Source organism: Geobacillus sp. YF-1 (genome assembly GCF_052692335.1).
This window is the reverse complement of record NZ_CP199850.1, coordinates 2,240,071-2,258,031: the sequence shown is the minus strand read 5'-3', so window position 1 is coordinate 2,258,031 and position 17,961 is coordinate 2,240,071. Positions and strand designations below refer to the sequence as shown.

Annotated in this window: 24 protein-coding genes; 23 read left to right on the top strand and 1 reads right to left on the bottom strand. The window is 55.4% G+C overall.

Going from position 1 to position 17,961, the window contains the following annotated elements:
• The first annotated feature begins 115 nt into the window (after positions 1 to 115).
• The 6 genes from ACTVIM_RS11185 to ACTVIM_RS11160 all read left to right on the top strand — a co-directional run bounded on the left by ACTVIM_RS11185 (position 116) and on the right by ACTVIM_RS11160 (position 3,317).
• Complete coding sequence (locus ACTVIM_RS11185) at positions 116 to 1,087, top strand: MBL fold metallo-hydrolase (protein WP_033023549.1); 972 nt, start codon at positions 116 to 118, stop codon at positions 1,085 to 1,087.
• Positions 1,078 to 1,866, top strand: a complete 789-nt coding sequence (locus ACTVIM_RS11180; RefSeq protein WP_033023548.1) for an SDR family NAD(P)-dependent oxidoreductase — start codon at positions 1,078 to 1,080, stop codon at positions 1,864 to 1,866. Before ACTVIM_RS11185 ends, ACTVIM_RS11180 begins: the two co-directional genes overlap by 10 nt.
• 144 nt (positions 1,867 to 2,010) lie before the next feature.
• The gene (locus ACTVIM_RS11175) at positions 2,011 to 2,355 is read left to right on the top strand and encodes an iron-sulfur cluster biosynthesis family protein (RefSeq protein WP_033023547.1); all 345 of its coding nucleotides are present in this window, start codon (positions 2,011 to 2,013) and stop codon (positions 2,353 to 2,355) included.
• On the top strand, positions 2,345 to 2,584 hold the full coding sequence (locus ACTVIM_RS11170) for a YqkC family protein (protein WP_033023546.1): 240 nt from the start codon (positions 2,345 to 2,347) through the stop codon (positions 2,582 to 2,584). Before ACTVIM_RS11175 ends, ACTVIM_RS11170 begins: the two co-directional genes overlap by 11 nt.
• Positions 2,585 to 2,868: 284 nt before the next feature.
• Positions 2,869 to 3,066 carry a YqkE family protein gene (locus tag ACTVIM_RS11165; RefSeq protein WP_061912603.1) on the top strand — a complete coding sequence of 66 codons (198 nt, stop codon included), beginning with the start codon at positions 2,869 to 2,871 and terminating at the stop codon, positions 3,064 to 3,066.
• A 17-nt stretch (positions 3,067 to 3,083) separates the two neighbouring features.
• Complete coding sequence (locus ACTVIM_RS11160; protein ID WP_445612638.1) at positions 3,084 to 3,317, top strand: hypothetical protein; 234 nt, start codon at positions 3,084 to 3,086, stop codon at positions 3,315 to 3,317.
• Between the two features lie 66 nt (positions 3,318 to 3,383).
• Here ACTVIM_RS11160 and ACTVIM_RS11155 read toward each other — a convergent pair whose 3' ends face one another.
• Positions 3,384 to 4,304 (bottom strand): aldo/keto reductase, encoded by a 921-nt coding sequence (locus ACTVIM_RS11155; protein WP_445612637.1) that lies wholly within the window; start codon positions 4,302 to 4,304, stop codon positions 3,384 to 3,386.
• Between the two features lie 116 nt (positions 4,305 to 4,420).
• Here ACTVIM_RS11155 and ACTVIM_RS11150 point away from each other — a divergent pair, with 116 nt between their 5' ends.
• From ACTVIM_RS11150 to spoVAD, 17 genes are all read left to right on the top strand, one after another.
• Positions 4,421 to 4,984 carry an NUDIX domain-containing protein gene (locus tag ACTVIM_RS11150; protein WP_445612636.1) on the top strand — a complete coding sequence of 188 codons (564 nt, stop codon included), beginning with the start codon at positions 4,421 to 4,423 and terminating at the stop codon, positions 4,982 to 4,984.
• Complete coding sequence (locus ACTVIM_RS11145; RefSeq protein WP_445612635.1) at positions 4,974 to 6,164, top strand: endonuclease Q family protein; 1,191 nt, start codon at positions 4,974 to 4,976, stop codon at positions 6,162 to 6,164. The genes ACTVIM_RS11150 and ACTVIM_RS11145 overlap by 11 nt, the downstream gene beginning before the upstream one ends.
• A 187-nt stretch (positions 6,165 to 6,351) precedes the next feature.
• Entirely contained in the window at positions 6,352 to 7,014 is a 663-nt protein-coding gene (gene spoIIM, locus ACTVIM_RS11140; protein WP_445612634.1) for a stage II sporulation protein M, read from the top strand.
• 97 nt (positions 7,015 to 7,111) lie between these two features.
• Positions 7,112 to 7,570 (top strand): ferric iron uptake transcriptional regulator, encoded by a 459-nt coding sequence (gene fur / locus ACTVIM_RS11135; protein ID WP_445612633.1) that lies wholly within the window; start codon positions 7,112 to 7,114, stop codon positions 7,568 to 7,570.
• Between the two features lie 101 nt (positions 7,571 to 7,671).
• Positions 7,672 to 7,884 (top strand): YqzK family protein, encoded by a 213-nt coding sequence (locus ACTVIM_RS11130; protein WP_144975247.1) that lies wholly within the window; start codon positions 7,672 to 7,674, stop codon positions 7,882 to 7,884.
• A gap of 6 nt (positions 7,885 to 7,890) precedes the next feature.
• Positions 7,891 to 8,787, top strand: a complete 897-nt coding sequence (gene xerD, locus ACTVIM_RS11125; protein WP_445612632.1) for a site-specific tyrosine recombinase XerD — start codon at positions 7,891 to 7,893, stop codon at positions 8,785 to 8,787.
• 130 nt (positions 8,788 to 8,917) lie between these two features.
• Positions 8,918 to 10,111 (top strand): phosphopentomutase, encoded by a 1,194-nt coding sequence (gene deoB / locus ACTVIM_RS11120; protein ID WP_445612631.1) that lies wholly within the window; start codon positions 8,918 to 8,920, stop codon positions 10,109 to 10,111.
• Between the two features lie 45 nt (positions 10,112 to 10,156).
• Positions 10,157 to 10,978, top strand: a complete 822-nt coding sequence (locus ACTVIM_RS11115) for a purine-nucleoside phosphorylase (protein WP_445612630.1) — start codon at positions 10,157 to 10,159, stop codon at positions 10,976 to 10,978.
• 15 nt (positions 10,979 to 10,993) lie between these two features.
• Positions 10,994 to 12,295, top strand: a complete 1,302-nt coding sequence (locus ACTVIM_RS11110) for a pyrimidine-nucleoside phosphorylase (RefSeq protein ID WP_144975241.1) — start codon at positions 10,994 to 10,996, stop codon at positions 12,293 to 12,295.
• A 122-nt stretch (positions 12,296 to 12,417) separates the two neighbouring features.
• The gene (locus ACTVIM_RS11105; protein ID WP_445612629.1) at positions 12,418 to 13,593 is read left to right on the top strand and encodes a D-alanyl-D-alanine carboxypeptidase family protein; all 1,176 of its coding nucleotides are present in this window, start codon (positions 12,418 to 12,420) and stop codon (positions 13,591 to 13,593) included.
• Positions 13,594 to 13,718: 125 nt separating this feature from the next.
• Entirely contained in the window at positions 13,719 to 14,069 is a 351-nt protein-coding gene (gene spoIIAA / locus ACTVIM_RS11100; RefSeq protein ID WP_033023525.1) for an anti-sigma F factor antagonist, read from the top strand.
• A complete protein-coding gene (gene spoIIAB, locus ACTVIM_RS11095; RefSeq protein WP_033023524.1) occupies positions 14,070 to 14,510 on the top strand; it encodes an anti-sigma F factor in 441 nt (146 codons plus the stop codon).
• A 13-nt stretch (positions 14,511 to 14,523) separates the two neighbouring features.
• Positions 14,524 to 15,276, top strand: coding sequence for an RNA polymerase sporulation sigma factor SigF (gene sigF, locus ACTVIM_RS11090; RefSeq protein WP_445612628.1), 753 nt, complete (start codon positions 14,524 to 14,526; stop codon positions 15,274 to 15,276).
• 139 nt (positions 15,277 to 15,415) lie between these two features.
• The gene (locus ACTVIM_RS11085; protein WP_445612627.1) at positions 15,416 to 16,039 is read left to right on the top strand and encodes a stage V sporulation protein AA; all 624 of its coding nucleotides are present in this window, start codon (positions 15,416 to 15,418) and stop codon (positions 16,037 to 16,039) included.
• Positions 16,032 to 16,457: a stage V sporulation protein AB gene (locus ACTVIM_RS11080; protein WP_445614350.1), complete on the top strand. Its 426-nt coding sequence runs from the start codon at positions 16,032 to 16,034 to the stop codon at positions 16,455 to 16,457. The genes ACTVIM_RS11085 and ACTVIM_RS11080 overlap by 8 nt, the downstream gene beginning before the upstream one ends.
• A 17-nt stretch (positions 16,458 to 16,474) precedes the next feature.
• Positions 16,475 to 16,903: a SpoVA/SpoVAEb family sporulation membrane protein gene (locus ACTVIM_RS11075; RefSeq protein WP_445612626.1), complete on the top strand. Its 429-nt coding sequence runs from the start codon at positions 16,475 to 16,477 to the stop codon at positions 16,901 to 16,903.
• Between the two features lie 16 nt (positions 16,904 to 16,919).
• Positions 16,920 to 17,960, top strand: coding sequence for a stage V sporulation protein AD (spoVAD, locus tag ACTVIM_RS11070; RefSeq protein WP_033023514.1), 1,041 nt, complete (start codon positions 16,920 to 16,922; stop codon positions 17,958 to 17,960).
• Position 17,961: the final 1 nt, after the last annotated feature.

Here is a 17,961-nt window from a genome sequence, read left to right as displayed (position 1 = left end):
ACAAACGTATGAAATCGTTGTAAACTGTAAAATAACAAGATTTGTGAATCATCATTCAGTTTGGTTCAATGTCTGAACGGATCGCTACTGAACTGAAAGGAAAGAAGGGAATGCGATGAACGAGGAACGAGTGCATCGGATCACGGTGCCGACGCCGTTTCCGGTCGGCGATGTGCATATGTACGTGATCGCTGGCGATCGGCTGACGTTAGTGGATGCCGGAGTGAAAACGGAAGAAGCGTGGCAGCGATTTGTCCATCGTCTCGCTGAGATCGGCTACCGACCGGAAGAGATCGAGCAAATCGTGATCACCCATCACCATCCAGACCATGTCGGGCTGCTGGATTACTTTCCGCACGCCCCGATTATCGGCCATCCGAAAGCCGACCCGTTTTTGCGCCGGGAGCGGGCGTTTATGGAGCGGTACGTCCGCTTTTTTGAAGGCTTTTTCACCGAATGCGGCGTCGATCGTCGCTTGTTTAGTCGGCTGTCCAAAGAAGGCGGATCGCTTCGCTACGCGAGCCGGCGGGCTGTTGATATCGCCGTGACCGACGGGGATGCGGTTCCCGGTTTGCCGCGGTGGCGCGTGATCGAAACGCCGGGCCATGCGCAAAGCCATATCGTTCTCTATCGCGAGGAGGATGGTTTGTTGATCGGTGGCGACCATTTGCTCGTCCATATTTCCCCGAATCCGATGATGGAGCCGCCGGCGGAAGGGGAGACGGAGCGGCCGAAGCCGTTGCTGCAATACAACGAGTCGCTTGAGAAAATGCTGAATTACGACATCGTTCGTTCGTTAAACGGCCATGGCGATGATGCGACCGACATCCGAAGCCTTGTTCGCGAGCGGTTGACGAAGCAGCGCCAGCGCGCCGAGCGAGTGCTCGACATGGTGAAGGAACGCCCGCAAACGGTGTTTGACGTGTGCCAAAAGCTGTTCCCATCGGTTTACGAACGGCAGTTGATGCTGACGATGTCGGAGACGATCGGCCAGCTTGATTATCTCGAGGCGAACGGATACGTGACGAAAAAACAGGAAGCCGGCCGTTACGTCTATGAAGCGGCGGGGGTGTCGGTATGCGGTTGAAGGGTCGTCATGTCGTCATTACTGGAGCGTCGGGAGGAATCGGCGAGCACATTGCTGATGAAGCGGCGCGCCAAGGGGCGCTTCCGGTGCTGTTGGCGCGCAGTGAAGGAAAGCTGAAAGAAATCAGCGCGCGGATTGAGGCACAGACCGGCATTCGTCCGCGCTATGCGCGGCTGGATGTCGGCGACCGGGAAATGGTTGAGGCCGTTTTTTCCCGGTTGATGGCGGAGTTGGAAACGGTTGATGTGTTGGTCAATAACGCGGGGTTTGGCGTCTTTCGCTATGTCGAGGACATCGACTTGGCGGAAATGGAGCGAATGTTTGCCGTCAACGTCTTCGGCCTCATCGCCTGCACGAAGGCGGTGTATCCGCACATGAAAGAGCGCAAGAGCGGCCATATTATCAACATCGCCTCGCAGGCGGGAAAAATCGCCACGCCCAAATCAAGCGTCTACTCTGCGACGAAACACGCGGTTCTCGGTTTTACGGACAGCCTCCGCCTCGAGGCGGCGCGCTTCGGCATTTTTGTCACCGCCGTCAACCCCGGGCCGGTGGAGACGAACTTTTTTTCCGCGGCCGATGAATCGGGAGAGTATGTGCGCAACGTCTCGCGTTGGATGTTACGGCCGGAGGCGGTGGCGAAGCGCGTCGTTGCCGCGATGATGACGCCGACGCGCGAGGTGAATATGCCGCGTTGGATGGACTTCGGCAGCCGGTTGTACCGGCTCGCTCCGGGGCTTGTCGAAACGGTAGCGAAGCGGGCGTTTTTCCAAAAGTAAACGGCTGGCCTCGTGTGGGCCAGCCGTTTCATTTCTGTGACTTTGCTTTGCCCTTTTGCCATTGGATTTTCCTCCTTTTCGTTTTGACAGTCTTGCATGCCAACGGGTAGAATAGTAAAGAAACAAACGGAAAAAGGAGCAACGATGAGCGTGAACATCACGTTTACTGATGCAGCAAAACAAACGCTTACCCCTATTGTAGCCAAATCGGGGCGGCAGTTAAAGCTCAACTATGACACCGACGGCTGCGGCTGTTTGGTCGATGGCGTGCCGGCGCTATGGCTCGTTGACAAGGCGGATGAAGACGATGTCGTCGTCGAGACGAATTTCGTGCCGGTGCTCGTGGAACGGCCGCGCCTCATCTTTTTTGATGAGGAGATGACGATTGACATCAAGCCAGGGACGACCGTTTTTCAGCTCAAAAGCCCAAGGCAAATCTTGAACGGCCATATGCCGCTTGTCGAGGTGACAGCCGGCCATGAACGGTAAGCTCGAGCAGCTCGCAAAGGTGGCGAAGCAAAAAACATGGGTGTCGTTCACCCATGAAAACGACCCGTACAGCCTGCTTCATTGGTCGGTCGCCGGTCCGTACCAAGACAAAAAGGACGTGTGGCTTTTGCAAAATGAGATGACGTTTGAAACGAGAGAGTTTGCGACGCTTGATGACGCGATCGCTTGGCTCGGCGAGCATATGCCGCACATTACCGAGGTGTTGTAAAAACCGTAACCGGGCCGGTTACGGTTTTTCTATGATCTTTCTTATTGCGGGCTGTTTTGCCGCTTTGTTGGGTGGATCGCTTTTTCCAGCTCTTCTTTGCCGATGACCGGTTTGACCGTATCGGCGGACGGTTTTCCTTTTTGAGCGCGGTTTTTCGTCATTGATCATCTCTCCTTTTCCATGTCGTTTCGTTGTATTGTTTGACAAACAAGCGGCTGTTATGCAAGGGGGTGAGCATCGTGAAAACAGAGGCGGGGCGGAGAAAAGAGCGAGAGCAGTCGACGATGACGCTCGCTGACCGGCTTGGCGCCGACATCGAAGCGAAGCTGCTTGCGAAAAAGAGGGCGCTTGCTGAGGAACAACAGCGGCAGCGGGCGGCGGAAGAAGCGCGGCGCCGCGAGGAAGCGCGCCGGCGCGACGAGCGAAAGTCGTTTGCTGAGCTGCTTGAAGAAAGCGAGCTTGACTGGCGCAAGTTTAAATAATAAGGAGGGCACGATGGATGCTGTTTACGTTGCGGACGCGCCGTCCGCTGGAAGCCGCCCAGCTCTCGGCTATGGCCCAATCGGTCGGCTATTTGCTGTCGGCGGCCGGCCCGCCGCTGTTTGGGGCGCTGTATGATGCAGCCGGTCATTTTCTCCCACCCCTCGTTTTATTGCTAGCCGTTTGCGCGGCCATGATCGTGTTTGGCTTGGGGGCAGCAAGGGACAAGTATGTAGATGATGAGGTTGCCTGATGAAAAGGGAAACAGGATGAAAAAAGAGCCCGCAAGCGGCCATGTTGGCGCTGTGGGCTCCTTTCTTCACCGGTGCATGTCATAGATCGAGCGCTTCGTTACTTGTTTTAACCATTCGTATTCGTCAGCGTCAAGCGGCGGGGCGGAAGCGGCGGCGATGTTTTCCTCGAGCTGCTCGAGCCGGCTCGCCCCCGGAATGACGGCGGCAACGACCGAGTCATGCAGGCAAAATTGCAGCGCGGTCGCGGTCAAGGAACGGCGGCCGGCCGTTTTTTCTTTCAGCTTCGGGATGAGCGCCTGCAAGTCTTCGTATGAATAATCGAGGTAGCCGTGTTCTTTCACGGCGCGGCTCGCTTGTTCGAGCGGGCGGTTGGTAAGCAAGCCTTTAGCGACCGGACCGCGGGCGATGACGCTGATGTTATGTTCGCGCAAGAGCGGAAACCACTCTTCCGGGCGGCGGTCGAGCAAGCTGTATTGCATCATGACGCTGACGATGTTCGAGCGCTTCACGTATTCGCGGATGACGTTCGGGCGGATCGAGGAGATGCCGTACCAGCGGATGACGCCTTCTCGCTTCAGCTCTTCGAACGCTTCGATCGTTTCGTCGATCGGGTCGTCGATCGTGCCGCCATGGAGCTGGTATAAATCAATGTAGTCCGTTTGCAGGCGGCGCAGGCTGTCTTTGACCGCTTGTTTGATATAGGCTTTTGACGGATCCCAATTCCAGCCGCTCCCGTCCGCGCGCCAACGGTTGCCGACCTTGGTGGCGATGATCACTTGATCGCGTTTTCCTTTCACCGCTTTGCCGACAAATTCCTCGTTTAAGCCGCGGTCGTATAAATCGGCTGTATCCAAGTAGTTGATGCCGCGCTCCAATGCTTCATGAATGAGATAGATGGCATGGTGTTCATCCGTGCCGAGCGACATGCAGCCGAGTCCGATTTCGCTGACGTATAAGTCGGATGTGCCGATGCGGCGCTTTTTCACTTTGCCAGCCTCCTTTGTCCATGGATGATACGTTCATTGTACAACGGAGGCGAAAAAATGGCCAACTTTGTAGTACAATGGAAAAGAGTCCACCAATCGATAGGGGAGAAGAAGAGATGGAAAAGTTGTATGAAAAAACGGTCCGCAAAGAGAAACTGTTCAGCGGCCGCATCATTGACTTGTATATCGAGGAAGTCGAGCTGCCAAACGGGAAAATGAGCCGGCGCGAGGTGATCAAACACCCGGGGGCGGTGGCGGTGCTGCCGCTGTTGCCGAACGGGAACATCGTTCTTGTCCACCAGTACCGAAAAGCGCTCGAGCGCGCATTGATCGAGATTCCGGCGGGCAAGCTAGAACATGGGGAAGAGCCGCTCGCTTCCGCACGCCGCGAGCTTGAAGAAGAAACCGGCTACCGGGCCCGTTCGCTGCGCCATCTCATTTCGTTTTATACGTCGCCCGGTTTTGCCGATGAGCTCATCCATTTGTACGTCGCGGAAGGGCTCGAAAAAGTCGAAGATGGCGCCGGGTTGGATGAAGATGAGTTCGTCGAACTGTTGGAAGTGACATTGGAGGAGGCGCTTGCGATGCTTGAACGACGCGACATTTACGATGCGAAAACGGCGTACGCCTTGCAATATTTGCAGCTGCGCCGCGCGCTAGGGGAGCAAAATGGCGAATAACAAAAACGAGGGCGGCCTCGGCCGTTATTACGCCGATTTACATATCCACATCGGCCGCACCGCTTCCGGCCGCCCGGTGAAAATTACTGGGGCGCGGACGTTGACGTTGGCCAACATCTTGCATGAGGCGGCTGAGGTGAAAGGGATCGATATCATCGGCGTCATTGACAGCCATGTGCCCGACGTGCTGGACGAGCTGGAGCAGGCGATGGAGAAGCACGGGTGGCGCGAACATGAGGAAGGCGGCGTCAGCGCCGGAAAGGTGACGCTTTTGTTGGGCAGCGAAATCGAAGTATATGACGGCCATTGCTATGGACCGATCCACGTTCTCGTTTTTTTGCCGACCGTTCAGGCGATGCGCACGTTTTCCCGCTGGCTTGGCCAACGGGTGAAGAACATATCGCTCAGTTCGCAGCGCGTTTACGCCTCCGGCCGCGAGCTGCAAGCTGCCGCGAAAGAGCACGGCGGCTGGTTCATTCCCGCGCACGCGTTCACCCCGTTTAAAAGCTTGTACGGAAAAGGGGTCCAACACAGCTTGACAGAAGTGTTTGACCCGGATCGGATCGATGCCATTGAGCTTGGGTTAAGCGCCGATACGGCGATGGCGGACCAAATCGCCGAATTGCACCGTTATCCGTATTTGACGAACTCTGATGCCCATTCGTTGCGAAAAATCGCCCGCGAATATGAGCAAGTGCGGCTCGCCGCCCCGACGTTTGCGGAGCTGCAAAAAGCGCTCCGCGGTGAAGACGGGCGTACGATCATCGCCAATTACGGCTTGAATCCAAAGCTTGGCAAATATCACCGGACGGTGTGCGAACGCTGCCTTGCGCCGGTCTCGCCTGAGGCTGAACGCTGTCCGGCGTGCGGCCACCACCGCTTTGTTAAGGGGGTATTCGACCGGCTGGCGGAGTTGAAAACGGCGGAGCACGGACCGAAGCGGCCGCCGTATATTTATCAAGTGCCGCTTGAATTCATCCCCGGTCTTGGCCCGAAGGCGTATGAAAAGCTGCTCGCCCGCTTTGGCACCGAAATGAGCGTGCTGCATGAGGCGGCGGAAGAAGCGCTGGCCGAGACGGTCGGGGAAAAGCTCGCCCGGCTGATCGTGCTCGCCCGCAGCGGGGCGCTCGCCATCGAAGCGGGTGGCGGCGGAAAATATGGAAAAGTGCAGGAGAGCTGAGCGCGAAGAAAGCGTTGGCGGCGAAAGGTAGGCAAACGTGCGGCCGTTTGCCGAGCGCAGGCGGAGCGATGGGGATGGAAAGCGGGATGTCCGGCGCGGCGGCGGTCCCGCTTTTTCGAAAAACAGTCATATCCAAGGCGGATGGACATACAATCTACTAAGAGACAAAGTAGGAGGACGAAGCACGATGAGAACCCATCCGCTGAAATCGGCTGCCGCTGTTCATTTGCGCGAACACGCTTCGCTGTACGTATTTGTGATCGTCCTATTTTTAATGGGCGTCATTTTTGGCGCCATTGTCGTCAACAGCCTCAGTTTCAGCCAAAAACAAGACTTGTACTATTATTTGACGCAATTTTTTGGACAAGTATCGAAAGACAATTTGGCGAGCGCTCACGACATGTTCCGCCAAAGCTATATGCATAACGTCAAATACATCGCCTTGATGTGGGTGCTCGGCATTTCCGTCATTGGCTTGCCTATTATTTTCGTCCTGCTGTTTTTAAAAGGAGTCGTCGTTGGCTTTACCGTCGGGTTTTTAGTGAGCCAAATGAGCTGGAAAGGCTTTTTGTTGTCGTTTGTTTCCATCATGCCGCAAAATGTTGTCGTCATTCCGCTGATGATCGTCATGGGGGTAGTTTCGATCTCCTTTTCTTTGCAAATGGTGCGCCATCAGTTTATGAAACGTCCGCATGGACCGGTCTTTCCGCTTGTGATGCGCTACGCGGCGGTGATGGCGCTGACCGCTGTCGGGCTGCTCGTTTCTTCGGCGATCGAGGCGTATGTTTCACCTTCGCTGATGAAGCAGACGGTCAAATGGGTGGTAAATATAATATTAATTATTATATAATAATCGTTATTATTCTCTTGTAATAGTGATTTTACTTTGCCCCTTTCCTCGCATCTCTGCTATAATGGAGGGTGAATGGCGAGGGAGGAATGAAATGATGGAAGAACGCGTGGAACGAATTAAAAAGCAGCTGCATTCGGCTGGCTATAAGCTGACACCGCAGCGGGAAGCGACGGTAAGAGTCCTGCTCGAACATGAAGAAGACCATTTAAGCGCTGAAGACGTCTACCTCCTCGTAAAAGAAAAATCCCCGGAAATCGGACTGGCGACGGTTTATCGGACACTGGAGCTGTTGACCGAGCTGAGAATTGTCGACAAAATCAACTTCGGGGATGGGGTGTCGCGCTACGACCTCCGCAAAGAAGGAGCGGCCCATTTCCATCACCATCTCATTTGCCTTGAGTGCGGGTCGGTGGCGGAAATTCAGGAAGATTTGCTTGAGGACGTCGAAGCCATCGTCGAGAGGGAGTGGAAGTTCAAAATCAAAGATCACCGCTTGACGTTTCATGGCATTTGCCACCGCTGCCAACAAAAACATCAGGAAGAAGAAAAATAAAAAACCTTTTCCGATGGGAAAGGTTTTTTGCGTATAAACAAGGAAGTCAATGGCATATCCTCATACTAGCAAATGGCCAAGCTGCCAGTAAGGAGGATGCCATGAAAACCGTTTGGCAAATGGTGAAAGTGTTTCTTTTGTTTACGGGATGCACCATTTTATTTTATTATAGTCTTGTATGGTTTCACCGTGAATATGAATACTATCACCGGTACGATGAGCCGGAGGGGTCGGCGGTCAAGGTGTCGGCGGTCGAACAGGCGCCCCCGACTTGGCTTGACCGGCTGTTATTTTTTTACCGCGATGGGGAGTAGAGAGCGTTGGAACACGAACTGAGCGATTTTTTGCACTATTTGATGGTGGAGCGGAATTTGGCGCACAATACGATCGTTTCATACGAGAGGGATTTGAAAAAATACGCGCGTTATTTGCGGCAGGTGGAGCAGCTTCAGGCGTGGGGCGAAGTCGAGCGCCTTCATATTCTCCATTTTTTAAAGTTTTTAAGCGAACAAGGGCAATCGGCAAGGACGATCGCCCGCCATCTGGCGTCGATCCGTTCGTTCCATCAGTTTTTGCTAAGGGAGAAAATCGCGGCGCAAGACCCGACCGTCCATATTGAAACGCCGCAGTTTGAACGGACGCTGCCGAAAGTGCTGTCGGTCGAGGAAGTGGAAGCTCTGCTGGCCGCGCCGCAAACCGATACGCCGTTTGGGCTGCGCGACAAGGCGATGCTCGAGCTGTTGTATGCGACCGGCATGCGCGTCAGCGAGTTGGTGCAGCTCAACCTCGGCGACGTCCATTTGACGATGGGGTTTGTCCGCTGCTACGGAAAAGGGCGGAAGGAGCGGATCGTGCCGATCGGGCGGATGGCCATTGACGCGCTTGCTCGCTACGTGGAGCACGGACGTCCGCAGCTGGTGAATGCGCGCAAGCGAGCGACGGAGGCGCTGTTTTTGAATCATTACGGCCAACGTTTGACAAGGCAAGGTTTTTGGAAAATTTTAAAGCGCCTCGCGAAAGAAGCCGGCATTGAAAAACCATTAACGCCGCATACGCTTCGCCATTCGTTTGCGACGCATCTGCTTGAAAACGGGGCCGATTTGCGCGCTGTCCAAGAGCTGCTCGGCCATGCTGATATTTCGACAACGCAAATGTATACGCACGTGACGAAAACGCGTTTGAAAGACGTATACAAGCAGTATCACCCGCGCGCCTAGCGGATGCAGCCGGCTGGGCGCTTGCTCGTCGATGCAGTTGTCAGACTTCTGACCAATGTAACAAAGGCGTGTTTTGCTGAAAAGATGGGAACGATAGGAAGAGACCGAATTTTCATCGTAGGCGGGAGGGATGCATATGAAAGCAATGTACCGGCGCGTCTTTTTGATTGTCATGGATTCGGTCGGCATCGGCGAGGCGCCGGATGCCGAAAAATACAACGACAAAGGGGCGGACACGCTCGGCCATATCGCCGAGCATCGCGGCGGTCTTCATTTACCGAATATGGCGAAGCTCGGCTTAAGCCATATTCGTGAGATCAAAGGGGTGCCGAAAGTCGATCAGCCGCTGGCTTACTATACGAAAATGAAAGAAGCGTCGGCCGGCAAAGATACGATGACCGGCCATTGGGAGCTGATGGGGCTTCGCATCGACAAGCCGTTTCGCGTGTTTCCGAACGGATTTCCGGATGAATTGATCGCCGAGCTTGAGCGGCGCACCGGGCGGAAGGTGATCGGCAACAAGCCGGCGAGCGGGACGGCGATCATCGAAGAACTCGGTGAGGAGCATATGAAAACGGGGGCCATCATCGTCTATACATCCGCCGACTCCGTTTTGCAAATCGCCGCCCACGAACAAGTCGTGCCGCTTGACGAACTGTACCGCATTTGCGAAATCGCCCGCGAGCTGACGCGCGATGAGCCGTACATGGTCGGGCGCGTCATCGCCCGGCCGTTCATCGGTGCACCCGGCCGTTTTGAGCGAACGGCCAATCGACACGACTATGCGCTCAAACCGTTCGGCCGCACGGTGATGAATGAGCTGAAAGACGCGGGGTATGATGTCATTGCCATCGGGAAGATCGCCGATATTTACGACAATGAAGGAGTGACGCAGTCGTTGCGGACCGCATCGAATATGGACGGCATGGATAAGCTTGTGGACACGCTCGGCATCGATTTTACCGGGTTGAGTTTCGTCAATCTCGTCGATTTTGACGCCAAATACGGCCATCGCCGCGATCCAAAAGGATACGGCGATGCGCTCGAAGAGTTCGACGCCCGGCTTAACGATGTGCTGCCGCGTTTGAAAGAAGACGACTTGCTGATCATCACGGCCGATCACGGCAACGATCCGGTGCACCACGGAACGGACCATACGCGCGAATACGTGCCGCTGTTGGTGTACAGTCCGCGTTTTCAAGGCGGAAAGCGGCTCCCGATCCGGGAGACGTTCGCCGATGTCGGGGCGACGATCGCCGCTAACTTCCACGTCGCTATGCCGCCTTATGGAACAAGCTTTTTGTCGGAACTTTCGCCAGCGTAGCCGGCCATGTTCCGGATTAGAATAGAAGGCAAGGGGGAAAGACAGATGGATCGACAAGCGATTGAAAAAGCAGCGGATGTGTTGCGGCAGCGCATGCCGGTACCGCCGGCGATCGGTTTGATTCTCGGTTCGGGGCTCGGCGTGCTCGCCGATGAAATCGAAGAGGCGGTTCGCATTCCGTATGAGGAGATTCCCGGCTTTCCGGTATCGACGGTTGAGGGGCACGCCGGCCGGCTCGTGTACGGCCGGCTTGAAGGGGCGACCGTTGTCGCCATGCAGGGGCGGTTTCATTATTATGAAGGGTATTCGCTTCAGGAAGTGACGTTTCCCATCCGAGTGATGAAGGCGCTCGGCGTCCGGGAATTGATCGTGACAAACGCCGCCGGCGGCGTCAATGAACGATTCCACCCCGGCGATTTGATGGTGATCTCCGACCATATCAATTTGCTTGGCACGAATCCGCTCATCGGCCCGAACGACCCGGAGCTTGGTCCGCGCTTTCCAGACATGACCGAAGCATACAGCCGGCGCCTGCGCCAACTCGCCAAAGACGCGGCGGCAAGGCTCGGCATTCGCCTGCACGAAGGGGTGTATGTCGCCAACACCGGTCCATCGTACGAAACGCCGGCGGAAATTCGCATGATCCGGGCGCTTGGCGGTGATGCGGTCGGCATGTCAACCGTTCCGGAAGTGATCGTCGCCCGCCATGCCGGCATGGAGGTGCTCGGCATTTCATGCATTTCCAACTTAGCGGCTGGCATGAATGATGCTCCTCTTCATCATGACGAAGTCGTCGAAACAGCCGAGCGGGTGAAAGCCGACTTTTTGCGGCTCGTGAAAGCGATTGTCGCCGAACTGGCGAAATAACGAGAGGTGATCGGGATGAGAATGGTCGATTTGATTGCCAAAAAGCGCGATGGAAAGGCGCTGACGACGGAAGAGCTGGAGTGGATCATCCGCGGTTATACGAACGGGGACATTCCCGATTATCAAATGAGCGCGTTGGCGATGGCCATTTATTTTCGCGGCATGACCGCCGAAGAGACAGCGGCGTTGACGATGGCGATCGTGCACTCCGGCGAGGTCATCGATCTGTCAGGCATTCGCGGCGTGAAAGTCGATAAGCATTCCACAGGCGGCGTTGGCGATACGACAACGCTCGTGTTAGGCCCGCTTGTCGCGTCCGTCGGCGTGCCGGTGGCGAAAATGTCCGGGCGCGGTCTCGGCCATACGGGCGGCACGATCGACAAGCTCGAGTCCGTGCCCGGATTTCATGTCGAAATCAGCAAAGACGAATTTCTCCGGCTCGTCAATGAGAATCAGATCGCCATTATCGGCCAAACGGGCGACTTGACGCCGGCGGATAAAAAATTGTACGCGCTCCGCGACGTGACCGCCACCGTCAACAGCATTCCGCTGATCGCTTCCTCGATCATGAGCAAAAAAATCGCCGCCGGGGCTGACGCGATCGTCTTAGACGTCAAAACGGGGGCCGGAGCGTTTATGAAGGATCTCGATGGCGCCCGCCAGCTTGCTCGGGCGATGGTCGAGATCGGCAAGCGCGTCGGCCGCCGGACGATGGCGGTCATTTCCGATATGAGCCAGCCGCTCGGTTACGCGGTCGGTAACGCCTTGGAAGTGAAAGAGGCGATCGCTACTTTGCAAGGAAACGGGCCGCGCGATTTAACGGAACTTTGTTTGACGCTTGGCAGCCATATGGTGTACTTGGCCGAAAAAGCGCCGTCGCTTGCCGAAGCGCGCCGCCTGCTGGAGGAAGCGCTTTGCAGCGGAAAGGCAGCCGCAAAAATGAAAACGTTTTTGGCGGCCCAAGGCGGCGATCCGTCGGTTGTTGACGACCCGGACAAATTGCCGCGCGCCGCGCATACGATCCCCGTTGCCGCTGGCGAGGACGGTTATGTGGCCGAGATCGTTGCCGATGAAGTCGGCACGGCCGCCATGTGGCTTGGCGCCGGGCGAGCGACAAAGGAAGACGCCATCGATTTGGCGGTCGGCATCGTGCTTCATAAAAAGGTCGGCGACCGTGTGCAAAAAGGGGAAGCGCTCGCCACGATTCACAGCAACCGCGCCGATGTGCGCGACGTGGAAGAAAAACTGGCCGCGGCCATTCGGATTTCGCCGCAGCCGGCCGCCCCGCCGCCGCTCATTTACGAGACGATCGGCTGAGGCGAAGCTGTTAGAAAACGCTCGAAACAGTGGGTTTCGGGCGTTTTTTTATTTTGGTTTCGTTTGTATAAAAATATCTCTGTTGGAAAAAATGGCATGTATAAAGAATGGAGGTTTGGGAGATGAAAACGACAGTCATTCGTCTGCTTTTCTTGCCGCTTCTTCTGTTCCTTCCCTTTTCCGTGCACGCCGAGGAAAAAGAGGCGAAGGGAGCGAAGGCCGAACTAGCCGCTGAGGCGAAATCAGCAATTTTGATCGAACGCGACACAGGAAAAGTGTTGTACGAGAAAAATGCTCATGAAAAACTGCCGCCGGCGAGCATGACGAAAATTATGACGATGTTGCTGATCATGGAGGCGATCGATGAAGGAAAGCTCTCCTACGATGAGAAAGTACGGGCGAGCGAATACGCCGCTTCCATGGGCGGCTCGCAAATTTTCCTTGAGCCGGGTGAGGAAATGACGGTTGACGAGCTGCTGCGCGGCATCGCCATCGGTTCGGCGAACGATGCTTCGGTCGCCCTGGCCGAACGGATTGCCGGGTCAGAAGAGGCGTTTGTCGAAATGATGAACGAAAAAGCAAAACAACTTGGTTTAAAAAACACCCATTTCGCCAATGCGACCGGCCTGCCGGCGGAACATCACTACAGCAGCGCTTATGATATGGCCATGATGGCGCGCGAATTGTTGAAGTATGAAGATATTACGAAATATACGAGCAAATACGAAGACTATTTGCGCGCACAGACGGATAAAAAGTTTTGGCTTGTGAACACCAACCGGCTTGTCAAGTTTTATCCTGGTGTTGACGGGCTGAAAACCGGCTTTACGAGCGAGGCGGGGTATTGTTTGACCGCGACAGCGAAAAAGAATGGCATGCGCGTCATTGCCGTCATTTTTGGGGCGCCGACGCCGAAATCGCGCAATGCTCAAATGACGAAGATGCTCGATTACGCGTTTTCCCAATATCGGACTCATCCGGTGTACAAACGGAATGAAACAGTTGCCCGTGTCAACATAAGCAAAGGCAAACGGCCATCCGTTGAAGCGGTGACATCGGAGCCGGTATCGGTGCTGACGAAAAAGGGGCAGTCGGTCGAGCAGATTGAGAAAATCGTCAAGGTGAAAGAACGGGTACAAGCCCCAATTCGCAAAGGCGATGAGCTTGGCGTTTTGATTTTGAAAGAGGATGGAAAAGAGATCGTGCGCAGCCCGCTTGTCGCCAAGCAAACGGTCGAAGAAGCGAGCTTTTGGGATTTGTTTAAGCGGGTGTTTAGTCGTTTCGTGCAGGCGGGATGATGTCAAGTTTTGCCGCCTTTTCACTCTCTTTGGCGAACGGGTACTAGTTTTGTCGGGCGGCAGGATTTCCGAGCGCGGGCAGCGAAACTTCTCCGTATCCTGAAATGGACAAGGAGGAAGACGCTGTGAGTCTCGCGATTGACTTAGAAGTGAAACAAGACGTGCTGATCGTTCGCCTGTCCGGGGAGCTTGACCATCATACGGCCGAAGCGTTGCGCGAACAAGTGACGGATGTGCTCGAAAACCAGGGCATCCGCCATATCGTGCTCAATTTAGGTCAGTTGACATTTATGGACAGCTCAGGTCTTGGCGTCATTTTAGGACGCTACAAACAGATCAAAAACATGGGCGGTCAGATGGTCGTCTGCGCGGTGTCGCCGGCCGTCAAGCGCCTGTTTGATATGTCGGGACTATTTAAAATTATTCGCTTGGAAGCGGATGAGCAATTTGCTTTGCAGGCATTGGGGGTGGCGTAAATGCGCAACGAAATGCACCTCCAATTTTCCGCGCGCAGCGAAAACGAATCGTTTGCCCGGGTGACGGTGGCGGCGTTCGTCGCCCAGCTCGATCCAACGATGGACGAGTTGACGGAAATCAAAACGGTCGTCTCAGAGGCGGTCACCAACGCCATTATCCATGGCTATAACAACGACCCGAACGGCATTGTCTCTATTTCCGTCATTATTGAAGACGGCATCGTCCATTTGACCGTGAGGGACGAAGGGGTCGGCATCGCCAATATTGATGAGGCGCGCCAGCCGCTGTTTACGACCAAACCGGAACTAGAGCGTTCCGGAATGGGATTTACCATTATGGAGAACTTTATGGACGAAGTCATCATTGAATCGGAAGTGAACAAAGGGACGACCGTGTATTTGAAAAAGCATATTGCCAAAAGCCAAGCGCTATGTAACTGAGGGAGACATGCCTATGGATGTCGATGTCAAGCAAGATCAGTCGCCAATCAAAGACCAGGAGATGAAGGAGCTGATCCGCCGCAGCCAAGCAGGCGATCAAGAAGCGCGCGATGAAATTATTGAGAAAAACATGCGCCTCGTCTGGTCGGTCGTCCAACGTTTTTTAAATCGCGGCTATGAGGCCGACGACTTGTTCCAAATCGGCTGCATCGGCTTGTTAAAATCGGTCGACAAATTTGATTTGTCGTATGACGTCAAGTTTTCGACGTACGCCGTGCCGATGATCATCGGGGAGATTCAGCGTTTTCTTCGCGATGACGGCACCGTCAAAGTGAGCCGCTCGCTGAAAGAGATGGGCAATAAAATCCGCAAGGCCAAAGACGAGCTGTCAAAAGCGCGCGGACGGGCGCCGACGGTCACCGAAATCGCCGATCATTTGGGCATTGCCAAAGAAGAGGTTGTCCTCGCTCAAGAGGCCGTCCGCTCGCCGACGTCGATTCATGAAACGGTGTACGAAAACGACGGCGACCCGATCACGCTGCTCGATCAAATCGCCAACGATGACGAGGCGTCATGGTTTGACAAAATCGCTTTGAAAAAAGCGATCGAAGAGCTTGATGAGCGCGAGCGGCTCATCGTCTATTTGCGCTACTACAAAGATCAAACCCAGTCCGAAGTGGCAGCAAGACTCGGCATCTCTCAAGTGCAAGTATCCCGGCTGGAGAAAAAAATCTTACAGCACATCAAAGAGAAAATGGATGGCTAGAAGCGTGCTTGATGAAAGAATGGGCCTTCGCTGCCCATTCTTTTCTATTTTTATGAAATCGATGGTGAATGCGGCCGAACCGCATGATCGGCTTGACTGTCCACCAAACTAATGAAAAAAAGACAAAGGTGTGAAGCAAATGGCCAACACCGTATTCATTAAGCCGCGCCATCGCGTGCAAGTCGAGCCGGGGGCGGCGGTCACGCTCGGACAAGCGGCACAAATCGCTGCGGCGGATGGCGAACTCGTCGAGCGGCTGCGGGCGGTCCCGCTCTACCGGGTGCAGCCAAGCGATAAAACGATCGTCATTATCGACATGATGCAAATGGTCAAGGCCGTGCTCGATGTCGATGAATCACTCGACGTGCAGATGGTTGGCCCATCGCAGACGATCGTCGAAGTCGTGTATGAAAAGCGAAAAGTTCCGTTCGTCGTGTTCCTGCTCGTTTGGCTTCTTCTGTTCGTCGGTTCGGCGATGGCGATTATGAATTTCCACGAAGATGTGAGCATGCAACGGGTGCATCGCCATTTGTATGAAATGATCACCGGTCAGACGGTGGATAAGCCGCTTCTTTTGCAAATTCCATATTCGCTAGGGCTTGGCATCGGGATGATTTTGTTTTTTAACCATTGGTTCCGCAAACGCATCAACGAGGAGCCCAGCCCTCTGGAAGTCGAAATGTTCAACTACCAGCAGGCCATTGACCAGTATGTCATTTTGCATGAAAACAAGGAAAGTTTGAAGCCGCTTGACGATGCTTGACGTGCTGCTGGTAGTGTTCGTCGGCTTCGCTGGAGGGTTGGCGGTCGGAACCGGCTTTGTCGCCTTTTTGGTCGTGCTTGGCGTCATCCCGCGCCTGACGCAGCTGACGAAAACGATGAAGCGCATTCACGCTTATGAATGGGGCGCGGTGTTTGGCGCCCTCGTCGGCGGTTGGGTGAGCCTTCGCCATTCGGTTTTCCATTTGTCCAACTATTGGCTGGCGCCGATTGGGCTTCTGCACGGCATATTTGTCGGAATGCTCGCCGCCGCGCTCACCGAAGTGCTGAACGTTTGGCCGATTTTAGCGAAACGAATCGGGGTCGATGAGAGAATCGTCGCTTTATTGATGGCCATCGCCTTTGGCAAGGTGGCGGGCTCTTTGTTTCACTGGCTATATTTTGTCGATCATTTTCGCTGACAAAGGGGGACGAAAACGTGGGATTGAGAACCGATTATCTCCGTGAAGTCAAAGCGTTCCAACCTTCTCCCCCGTACGCGGCCAATGCGGGAAAAGCGTTTCTTGTCGGCGGGACGCTTTGCGCGCTGGCGCAATGGCTGGCTGATTGGTACAGCGGTACGTTTGCCGCTTCAGCGCTCGAGGCCCATTTATGGGCGTCGATCGTCATGGCTGGATTGGCGATCGGACTGACCGCTGTCGGAAAATATGATGACATTAGCCAATTCGCCGGCGCGGGGGCGACGATGCTTCTTACCGGGCTCGCCAATGCGCTGGCTAGCGCCGCCATCGAGCACCGGAGCGAAGGGTGGATGGCCGGGGTGGGCGGGCAGATGTTGAAAGCTGGCGGCGCGGCGATCATTTATGGAGTGATTGCCGCCTATGTGCTCGGTCTGTTCTGGCCGTAGGAAAGAGGGGATCGCCATGAAGCGCGTCGGAAAACAGACGTGGTTGTTTGATGAAGGAGTCTACATTCAAGCGGCCGCGGCGGCGGTCGGGCCGTTGGAAGCGGATGGGCCGCTCGGAAAGTATTTTGATATTTGTTATCGCGACCTATATTGCGGGGAAAAGACGTGGGAGCTGGCCGAACGGCGGCTGATGCGGGAGGCGGTCGGCCGCTGCTTGCAAAAGGCGGGCGTTTCCGCTGAAGAGGTCGATCTGTTTTTGGCCGGCGATTTGTTGAACCAACAGGCTACATCCAACTATGTCGCTCGCGAGCTGCCGATTCCGTTTTTATGTTTGTTTGGCGCCTGCTCCACTTCGATGCAGACGTTGGCCGCCGCCGCCGCGTTGGTTGCCGGCGGATTGGCCGATCGGGCGCTCACGGCGACAAGCAGTCATAACGCCACGGCTGAACGGCAGTTTCGCTATCCGACCGAACTCGGAGTGCAAAAGCCGAAAACGGCGACGTTTACGGTCACCGGTGCCGGCGCGGCGCTCATCGGGCGCACCCCGGGGCGCTGGCGCATCCGGGCGGCGACGATCGGCAAAGTGATCGATGCCGGGCTGACCAATCCGCTCGATATGGGAGCGGCGATGGCTCCGGCTGCGGCCGATACGATCGAGCAGCATTTCCGCGACTTAGGCGCATCGCCAAGCGATTACGACTTGATTGTCACCGGCGACTTGTCGCGCGTTGGCAGCGTCATCGTTCGGGAGCTGCTTGCCGAAGCGGGCTATGACGTCAGCGAGATGTACAACGATTGCGGGCTGATGATCTACCGGCCGGATCAAAAGGTGTTCGCCGGCGGCAGCGGCTGTGCGTGCTCGGCCGTTGTCACGTACGGCTATTTGCTTCATGAACTTGCCCGCGGCGCGTTTCGCCGTCTGTTTGTCGTCGCGACCGGGGCGCTGTTGAGCCAAACGATGGTGCAGCAAAAACAGTCGATCCCGGCTATCGCTCACGGCGTCGTCATCGAAGCGGCCGGGCAAGAGCCGGATGGGCCACGATCGGGGGGAATGTGAG